This window comes from Micrococcus sp. CH7, assembly GCF_001595485.1.
GTDB classification, from domain to species: Bacteria; Actinomycetota; Actinomycetes; order Actinomycetales; family Micrococcaceae; genus Micrococcus; species Micrococcus luteus.
In genome coordinates this window covers 1-1,701 of sequence record NZ_LOSQ01000036.1, presented here as the reverse complement: position 1 = coordinate 1,701, position 1,701 = coordinate 1, and the positions used below count along the sequence as shown (strand labels likewise).

Here is a 1,701-nt window from a genome sequence, read left to right as displayed (position 1 = left end):
AGGTATTGAATGGATGTCGTGGTGGTTATTTCCGGCTGCCACGGTGTTGTTCTGTAATTTTTTTACGGAGAGTTTGATCCTGGCTCAGGATGAACGCTGGCGGCGTGCTTAACACATGCAAGTCGAACGATGAAGCCCAGCTTGCTGGGTGGATTAGTGGCGAACGGGTGAGTAACACGTGAGTAACCTGCCCTTAACTCTGGGATAAGCCTGGGAAACTGGGTCTAATACCGGATAGGAGCGTCCACCGCATGGTGGGTGTTGGAAAGATTTATCGGTTTTGGATGGACTCGCGGCCTATCAGCTTGTTGGTGAGGTAATGGCTCACCAAGGCGACGACGGGTAGCCGGCCTGAGAGGGTGACCGGCCACACTGGGACTGAGACACGGCCCAGACTCCTACGGGAGGCAGCAGTGGGGAATATTGCACAATGGGCGCAAGCCTGATGCAGCGACGCCGCGTGAGGGATGACGGCCTTCGGGTTGTAAACCTCTTTCAGTAGGGAAGAAGCGAAAGTGACGGTACCTGCAGAAGAAGCACCGGCTAACTACGTGCCAGCAGCCGCGGTAATACGTAGGGTGCGAGCGTTATCCGGAATTATTGGGCGTAAAGAGCTCGTAGGCGGTTTGTCGCGTCTGTCGTGAAAGTCCGGGGCTTAACCCCGGATCTGCGGTGGGTACGGGCAGACTAGAGTGCAGTAGGGGAGACTGGAATTCCTGGTGTAGCGGTGGAATGCGCAGATATCAGGAGGAACACCGATGGCGAAGGCAGGTCTCTGGGCTGTAACTGACGCTGAGGAGCGAAAGCATGGGGAGCGAACAGGATTAGATACCCTGGTAGTCCATGCCGTAAACGTTGGGCACTAGGTGTGGGGACCATTCCACGGTTTCCGCGCCGCAGCTAACGCATTAAGTGCCCCGCCTGGGGAGTACGGCCGCAAGGCTAAAACTCAAAGGAATTGACGGGGGCCCGCACAAGCGGCGGAGCATGCGGATTAATTCGATGCAACGCGAAGAACCTTACCAAGGCTTGACATGTTCTCGATCGCCGTAGAGATACGGTTTCCCCTTTGGGGCGGGTTCACAGGTGGTGCATGGTTGTCGTCAGCTCGTGTCGTGAGATGTTGGGTTAAGTCCCGCAACGAGCGCAACCCTCGTTCCATGTTGCCAGCACGTCGTGGTGGGGACTCATGGGAGACTGCCGGGGTCAACTCGGAGGAAGGTGAGGACGACGTCAAATCATCATGCCCCTTATGTCTTGGGCTTCACGCATGCTACAATGGCCGGTACAATGGGTTGCGATACTGTGAGGTGGAGCTAATCCCAAAAAGCCGGTCTCAGTTCGGATTGGGGTCTGCAACTCGACCCCATGAAGTCGGAGTCGCTAGTAATCGCAGATCAGCAACGCTGCGGTGAATACGTTCCCGGGCCTTGTACACACCGCCCGTCAAGTCACGAAAGTTGGTAACACCCGAAGCCGGTGGCCTAACCCTTGTGGGGGGAGCCGTCGAAGGTGGGACCAGCGATTGGGACTAAGTCGTAACAAGGTAGCCGTACCGGAAGGTGCGGCTGGATCACCTCCTTTCTAAGGAGCATTAGTGCCCGTTGCATCACCGCGTGTGTGATGGCGGGTTGCTCATGGGTGGAACATCAATGAATGGTGCCAGTGGTGGTGCCGGCAGTGCTCGAGTACGTCATGCCT

1 rRNA gene is annotated in these 1,701 nt (G+C 56.6%); it reads left to right on the top strand.

Going from position 1 to position 1,701, the window contains the following annotated elements:
* Positions 1 to 61: 61 nt before the first annotated feature.
* A 16S ribosomal RNA gene (locus tag AUV08_RS09185) occupies positions 62 to 1,584 on the top strand.
* The last annotated feature ends 117 nt before the right edge of the window (positions 1,585 to 1,701 follow it).